Genomic DNA, 6,436 nt, shown 5'->3' with positions numbered 1-6,436 from the left:
ACCCGCCGCCGCATACACGCCGCCAGCCGCGCCAAGCGCGCAGATGGCGGCCGCGCCGGCACGTCCGGCGCCATGGGAAGACATGCCGCCAGCCGCCGACGGAGGCGCCGCTGTCCTGGAAGCGCCGGTCCGCACCGCGCCGCCACAGGCGGTACCGCAGTACGCAGCCCCGGCACCGCAGGCCAAAGCACAACCCGCCGCCGCTGAAGACGACCTGCCGCCCTGGGTCACCGAATTTTCCGACGACAGCGCCGTCGCCGCGTCGACCTCGTCGCATCCTTACGCCCCGGCGCCAGCACAGCAGGCAACGCCAGGCCAGCCCGACGACCCGCACGCCATCGCCATGCCGGCCCGCGCCGCACCAGCGCCGGCCAAGGCGCCATACGCTTACGTCGTCACGCCAGTGCCTGAACTGGACTGGGACGGCAACTGGCCCGCCGTGGCGGCCGCACTGCCACTGCGCGGCACCGCCCAGCAACTGGCGATGCAGGCCGAGATGACCAGCTGCACTTTCGAAGGCAACGCCGCCGTCTTCAGCCTGCGCGTGCCGATCGAAACCTGGCGCACGCCCGGCAACCTGGAAAAACTGACCGCCGCACTGGCCGAACGCTTCGGCCGCATCGTGCGCGTGGACAGCGAACTGGGCGCCGTCTGGTACACCGCCAGCGCCGAGGCGCAAGCCTACCGTGAAGCCTGCCAGCGCGCGGCCGAAGAAACCATCGCCAACGATCCCTTTGTGAACAGCATGATCCGCGAACTGGATGCCTGGGTCGTTCCAAGCTCCATCGTGCCGCCGCAGTCCAGCGCGGCAGCGGCTGCCTGATCATCTCTTTAACTTATACACTCGGAGAACTCCACCATGATGAAGAACCAACTCGCCGGCCTGATGAAACAAGCCCAGGCCATGCAGGACAACATGAAAAAAGCCCAGGAATCGCTGGCGCTGATCGAAGTCGAAGGCCAGTCGGGCGCCGGCCTGGTCAAGATCGTGATGACCTGCAAGAACGACGTCAAGCGCGTGTCGATCGACCCGTCGCTGCTGGCTGACGACAAGGACATGCTGGAAGACCTGGTCGCCGCCGCCTTCAACGACGCCGTGCGCAAGGCCGAAGCCACCGCCGCCGAAAAAATGGGCGGCCTGACCTCCGGCATGAACCTGCCGGCCGGCTTCAAGATGCCTTTCTAAGGAAACATGTCCAAGTCGCTGGAATTCCTGACCGAAGCGCTGCGCCGCTTGCCCGGCGTCGGCCCCAAGTCGGCCCAGCGGATGGCGTTTCACCTGCTGCAGCATGACCGCGAAGGCGCGGACATGCTGTCGCGCGCCTTGCATCAGGCGGTCAGCGCGGTGCATCACTGCGCGTTGTGCAATACCTTCACCGAAGAAGACGTCTGCGACATGTGCAGCGACGAGCAGCGCGACCGCCGCCTGCTGTGCGTGGTCGAGACGCCTGCCGATCAGCTGATGATCGAGCAGACCCTGACCTACAAGGGCCTGTACTTCGTGCTGATGGGCCGGCTGTCGCCGCTGGACGGCATCGGTCCGAAAGACATCCATCTGGAAAAACTGGTGGCGCGCGCCGCCGATGGGCTGGTCAACGAAGTGGTGCTGGCCACCAATTTCACCAACGAGGGCGAGGCCACCGCGCACTACATCAGCGAGATGCTGAAGGCGCGCGGCTTGCGCGTCAGCCGCCTGGCGCGTGGCGTGCCGGTCGGTGGCGAACTCGAATACGTCGACGCGGGCACCATCGCCCGCGCCATACTGGATCGCAGAGCGACATGACCACTCAAAACACTTCCGGTCCCGTTAGCCCTGAAGGGCGGGAGTCGCCCCATGCAGGGGGCGACCGCACGCAGGCAGGCGCCACGGCGCCTGAACCCCCTGCTTTGCCACTGGCCGGCATCAAGGTACTGGAACTGGGCACGCTGATCGCGGGCCCTTTTTGTGCGCGCATGCTGGCTGAGTTCGGCGCGGAAGTGATCAAGGTCGAGTCGCCTGACGGCGGCGATCCGATCCGCAAGTGGCGGGTGCTGAAGGATGGCACGTCGCTGTGGTGGTCGGTACAGTCGCGCAACAAGAAATCCCTCACGCTGAACATGAAGCATGCGCAGGGCCGCGAGATCGCGCGCAGGCTGGCGCTGGAAGCCGACATCATCATCGAGAACTACCGTCCCGGCGTGCTGGAGAAGTGGGAGCTCGGCTACGAGCAGTTGAAGGCGCTCGATCCGTCGACCATCATGGTGCGCTTGTCGGGCTTCGGCCAGACCGGGCCGATGAAGGATTTGCCGGGCTTTGGCGCCATCGGCGAATCGATGGGTGGCTTGCGCTATGTGTCCGGCCATGCGGACCGGCCGCCGGTGCGCGTGGGCGTGTCGATCGGCGATTCGGTGGCGGCCTTGCACGGCGTGATCGGCGCGATGATGGCCTTGCGCCACCGTGACGCCACCGGCGGCAAGCGTAAGGGCGAAGGCCAGATGGTCGATGTGGCCTTGTACGAATCCGTGTTCAACCTGATGGAATCGCTGGTGCCGGAGTTCGACCATGCGGGCGTGGTGCGCGAGCGCACGGGCGGTTCGCTGCCGGGCATCGTGCCGTCCAACACTTACACCACCAGCGATGGCGAGAACATCGTCATCGCCGGCAATGGCGATGCGATCTTCAAGCGGCTGGTGCTGGCGATGGGGCGGATCGACATGGCCGGCAATCCCGAGCTGGAGCGCAACGACGGTCGCGTCAAGCACACGCAGATGATCGACGACGCGATCCAGGCCTGGTGCGATACGCAGACCATCGACAGTGCGCTGGTGGTATTGAAGGCAGCCGACGTCCCCGCCGGCAAAATCTACTCGGTGCGCGACATGATGACCGACCCGCAATTCCTGGCGCGCGACATGTTCGAACAGCACCAGTTCGCCGACGGCACGCCGGTCAAGCTGCCGGCGATCTCGCCGAAACTGTCAGCCACGCCCGGCTACACCAAATGGCTGGGCCCAACGCTGGGCCAGCACAACGACGAAGTCCTGCAATCCCTGGGCTACAGCGCCGAAGCCATCGCCGCGATGAAGCAGGATGGTGTGCTGTAACGTTAGTCCGGTATCGCAGACAGGCGTGGTTGGCGCCATTCCAACGAGACGATGTCCGCTGCGGTTTCGTCCTCGATTAACACTGCAAAGTCGAGTGCCATGATGGCTCCTATGGCAACCCCGGAAACATATTGACGAGGTCGCCGTTAAGTCGTGTGATGACGGTAACAATCGAAGTTGGCTTTTTGCTGGGGGTGATTTTGCCCACGTCGATCAAATGAACCAGATCCTCGCTCGCGTTAAATCTACTCTTGTTTGCGTGCGTTGGCGATTGCGTGGAGGTATGGTATTTGAGGATGTGGCGCCAGCCGCGCTTGGTGATGCGTATCATGTCAGGGCCAGCGCGGATTGGCTGGACAGCATGTGGTGGATGGTTTCAGGAGGGGAGGGATGGCCGAGGTGGTAGCCTTGCACCAGGTCGCAGCCGTATTGTTCCAGCATGACCAGCTGCGCGGAAGTTTCCACGCCTTCGGCCACCACCGCCATCTTCAGACCATGCGCCATGGCGATGATGGCGCGCGTGATGGCGGCGTTTTCGGAATCCAGCGGCAGCCCGCTGATGAAGCTCTTGTCGATCTTGAGCGCGCGCACGTCGAAGCGCTTCAGGTAATTCATCGACGAGTAGCCGGTGCCGAAGTCGTCGATCGACAAGTGCACGCCGATGCTGCGCAACTGCTCCAGCGTGACCATGGTGGCGCGCGCGTCGTCCATCAGCGTGCCTTCGGTCAGCTCCAGCTCCAGCAGCTCGGCCGGCAGACCCGTATCGTGCAGCACCGAGATCACGCTCTGCGTCAGGTTATCGTCCTTGAACTGTTTGGCCGACAGATTCACCGCCACCCGCACCGGCGGTTTGCCCGCCGTCTGCCACGTGGTCGCGTGCTGACAGGCGGTGCGCAGCACCCATTCGCCGATCGGCACGATGAGACCGGTTTCCTCCGCCAACGGAATGAATTCGGTCGGCGAGATCACGCCACGCTCCGGATGGCGCCAGCGCACCAGCGCCTCGAAGCCGACGATGCGTGCGCTGCCGACATCGATCTGCGGCTGGTACAGCAGGTACAGCTCATCGTTCTGCAAGGCCTTGCGCAGGCCGACTTCCAGTTTGACGTGGCTCATGATCTGCATCGTCAGCGACGAGCTGTACAGCTTGGCGTTGTTCTTGCCGCAGTTCTTGGCGTGGTACATGGCCGTGTCGGCGTATTTCAGCAGCGAGTTGCAGTCCTCGCCGTCCTCCGGATACAGCGAGATGCCGATGCTGGCGGTGACGAAGATTTCGTGCGCATCGAGCAGGAAGGGGCGACGCATCGCTTCCTTGACGCGATGCGCCACGTTGAGCGCGTTTTCCACCCGCTCCAGGTCAGGGATCAGGATGGTGAATTCGTCGCCGCCAAGACGCGCCAGGTTGTTGCTGGCCTCGGTGCGCGATACCAGGTCGCCGGGCCGCGTGGTTTCGCGCAATCGCTCCGAGACCGCCTTCAGCAGATGGTCGCCGACGTCATGGCCGAGCGTATCGTTGATGCGTTTGAACGCGTCCAGATCCATGAACAGCACCGCGAACTTCTTGTTGGCCTTGCGCGAACGCGCCAGCTCCGCCTCCAGCGTTTCCAGAAACGCCTGCCGATTCGGAATGCCGGTCAGCGAATCGCAATACGCCAGCCGGCGGATCTGCTCCTCGTTGCGCTTGCGTTCGCTGATGTCGCGCACCAGGCCCAGCACCTCGTCCGGGCCGGTGGCCACCAGCCGCGCCTCGAAATGCCGCACCGGCAGCGGCGCCGGATGCTCGCCCTGGCGCGCGCGCGGCGCCGGACCGGGCAGCGGCAGTTCGTAGTCCAGCGAGCGGATGTGCTGCGTCTCCAGCACCGTGTGCACCTGCTCCATCATGTGGCCGGCGATGTCCGGCGGCAGCACCTGGCTCAGATGCCGTCCCACGCAGCGGTCGCTGGAAAACACGCCGCTGGCCTCGTGGCCCTGTTCGTAGTCGAGGTAATAGCCTTCCTTGTTCATGCGGAAGAAGGTGTCCGGAATGGCCGCCAGCACCGCGCGGTGCTGGGCGTCGGCGATGCGCAGGCGGCTGATGGCGTCGCTGGCGCGCAGCACGTACAGCACGCGGTGGCCAAGAATCGGCCAGTTGATCGGCTTGGAGACAAAATCGGTGGCGCCGGCCTCGTAGGCGCGCGTCACCGATTCCAGTTCGTCGCCGCCGGTGACCATGATGATGGGCACGCTGACCTGGGTTTCCAGCCGGCGGATCTCGCGGCACACGGCAAAGCCATCCATGCCGGGCATCTCGACATCAAGCAGCACCAGGTCCGGCGCCACGCTCTGGTAGCAGGCGAGGGCCTTGACGCCGTCCTCGGCTTCGATGGCGTCGAGGCCGACCTGGGCCAGCATCTCCAGCATCAGCAGGCGCATCGTGGGATCGTCGTCGGCGACCAGGACCAGGCCGCGTTTGGGGGAGGTGGACATGATCAGCTTTCCTTTTCCAGCAGTGCTCCCAACGCCTGCCGCGCGGCCTGGAAAGATTGTTCCATGTCAGCCAGCAGAGGTGCGGCGCCGGCGGTTGTTTCGTTGCGTCCCAACTGCTCCAGTTCCTTGCAGCGCTGCGCCAGCGCATCCGCGCCGACGTTGGCGCTGCTGGACTTGAGGCTGTGTGCGGCCTTGCGCAGCTGGGCGGCGTTGTTGCCGGCGATGGCCAGCCGTATCGCCCGCAGGTGATTCGGGGTATCGCGCAGGAAGGCCTGCAACACCCGTTCCAGCAGCGCGTCGCCATTGGATGGGTTGAGGGCGCGGATGTTGTCCAGCGCCTGCATGTTGATCGCTTCGTCGCTCTGCGGCGGCGTGTCGGCCGGCGCGCTTGCCATGCGCGGCAGGCTGATCCAGCGCGACAGGGTCTGGCCCAGCGCCTGTTGCGTGAACGGCTTGCTCAGGTAATCGTCCATGCCGGCCGCCAGGCACGATTCGCGGTCGCCCTGCAGCGCGTTGGCGGTGATGGCGATGATCGGCAGACTGCGCGCGCGGCCGTGCTGCAGTTCGTGGCGGCGGATTTCGGTGGTGGCGGCAAAGCCGTCCATCACCGGCATCTGGCAGTCCATCAGGATCAGGTCGAAGTCGTCGGCCTGCACCGAGTGCAGCGCTTCCTCGCCGTTGCCGGCGCGGCTGACGTCCAGGCCCAGGCCTTCGAGCATCGCGCTGGCGACTTCGACGTTGACGGGATTGTCTTCCGCCAGCAGCACCTTGCGCCGCCTGCGTTGCCGCGACGGCAGGCCGGTGCTGAATGCGCTGACCGGCGGCGCGGCCTGCGCCACCGCCATCGGCATGGCGGGCGGCGCCGCGGCCGGCCGTGTCTCGCGGC

The 6,436-nt window shown here is 65.3% G+C and carries 5 protein-coding genes and 1 pseudogene; 4 read left to right on the top strand and 2 right to left on the bottom strand.

Annotated features, from left to right (window positions below):
- The 4 genes and pseudogenes from GJ695_RS29775 to GJ695_RS29110 form a co-directional block, all read left to right on the top strand.
- Positions 1-823: pseudogene (locus GJ695_RS29775) on the top strand (DNA polymerase III subunit gamma/tau); the annotation flags it as partial.
- Positions 824-859: 36 nt separating this feature from the next.
- On the top strand, positions 860-1,186 hold the full coding sequence (locus tag GJ695_RS29120; RefSeq protein WP_154370574.1) for a YbaB/EbfC family nucleoid-associated protein: 327 nt from the start codon (positions 860-862) through the stop codon (positions 1,184-1,186).
- 6 nt (positions 1,187-1,192) lie between these two features.
- Complete coding sequence (gene recR, locus GJ695_RS29115; protein WP_154370573.1) at positions 1,193-1,783, top strand: recombination mediator RecR; 591 nt, start codon at positions 1,193-1,195, stop codon at positions 1,781-1,783.
- Positions 1,780-3,084 (top strand): CaiB/BaiF CoA transferase family protein, encoded by a 1,305-nt coding sequence (locus tag GJ695_RS29110; protein ID WP_371866638.1) that lies wholly within the window; start codon positions 1,780-1,782, stop codon positions 3,082-3,084. The genes recR and GJ695_RS29110 overlap by 4 nt, the downstream gene beginning before the upstream one ends.
- Positions 3,085-3,411: 327 nt before the next feature.
- On the opposite strand, the gene GJ695_RS29105 is transcribed toward GJ695_RS29110, so the two are convergent.
- Positions 3,412-5,550, bottom strand: a complete 2,139-nt coding sequence (locus GJ695_RS29105) for a putative bifunctional diguanylate cyclase/phosphodiesterase (protein WP_154370572.1) — start codon at positions 5,548-5,550, stop codon at positions 3,412-3,414.
- Between the two features lie 2 nt (positions 5,551-5,552).
- Positions 5,553-6,436 (bottom strand): response regulator (locus GJ695_RS29100; RefSeq protein ID WP_154370571.1); only part of this gene is annotated, 884 nt, incomplete at its 5' end.

Origin of the sequence: Duganella alba, from assembly GCF_009674495.1 — a bacterium.
In the GTDB taxonomy this organism is placed as follows: Bacteria; Pseudomonadota; Gammaproteobacteria; order Burkholderiales; family Burkholderiaceae_D; genus Rugamonas; species Rugamonas alba.
Note: the sequence above shows the minus strand (reverse complement) of the source record. Positions and strands in the feature narration are given on the sequence as shown.

Coding starts and splice junctions, on each gene's coding strand:
- GJ695_RS29120 (WP_154370574.1), top strand. CDS start 860: ATGATGAAGAACCAACTCGCCGGCCTGATGAAACAAGCCCAGGCCATG.
- recR (WP_154370573.1), top strand. CDS start 1,193: ATGTCCAAGTCGCTGGAATTCCTGACCGAAGCGCTGCGCCGCTTGCCC.
- GJ695_RS29110 (WP_371866638.1), top strand. CDS start 1,780: ATGACCACTCAAAACACTTCCGGTCCCGTTAGCCCTGAAGGGCGGGAG.
- GJ695_RS29105 (WP_154370572.1), bottom strand. CDS start 5,550: ATGTCCACCTCCCCCAAACGCGGCCTGGTCCTGGTCGCCGACGACGAT.